This window comes from Vibrio sp. 2132-1 (genome assembly GCF_033344315.1).
The window spans coordinates 1-682 of record NZ_JAWPON010000371.1 but is presented as its reverse complement, the minus strand read 5'-3'; the positions used below and the strand labels follow the sequence as shown (position 1 = coordinate 682).

1 protein-coding gene is annotated in these 682 nt (G+C 45.5%); it reads right to left on the bottom strand.

The window, feature by feature from the left end; translation table 11 throughout:
- Positions 1–645 (bottom strand): sulfite exporter TauE/SafE family protein (locus R8N47_RS25480; protein ID WP_318186139.1); only part of this gene is annotated, 645 nt, incomplete at its 3' end.
- Positions 646–682: the final 37 nt, after the last annotated feature.

Below are 682 nucleotides of genomic sequence, written 5' to 3'. Positions count from 1 at the left end.
GGCAGTATACGCGCCATAGACAATTAAGATTAATGCTGAGATGTTTCTAAATATTAATGATTTTTGCAGTTTCTGAAAATGGCTTGCTCCGTAACCAACAGCGAGCATGGATGGCAGCGTTCCCAAACCAAAAGCGAGCATGATTAGGCCACCATTTACTGCGCTACCGGACACCGCCGACCATGTTAATGCCGAATAAACTAACCCGCATGGTAACCACCCCCAAACAAAACCAAAGGGCAGTGCGTGTATTGGCTTTTTAAGTGGTAAAAGGCTTTTTCCAGCTGGAGAGATAAACTTCCAAAGGTGCTGGCCCATCTTTTCTACGATGAGTAAACCCTGCCACCATTTCGCAATATATAACGCAACCAAAATCATGAAGATTGCGGCAACAAAACGCAGCCACGCAAGAGATTGAGCTAAGCCGCTGAGTTCCGATAACCCTGATATTGCACCTCCGACAAGCGTGCCTATTAAGGCGTAACTGCTGAGTCGTCCAAGGTTGTAGAATAAAGGTATGGTTGGGGAGGATTTTGAGCTTGAACTACCTAAGGAAAGTAGGGATGCGATACCACCACACATCCCCATACAATGGCCGGCCCCGACAAGGCCGATAAGCAAAGCACCTAAAAAATCAGGATTCATAAAACATACTACGGTTTCTTATTGTATGATTGCTCTT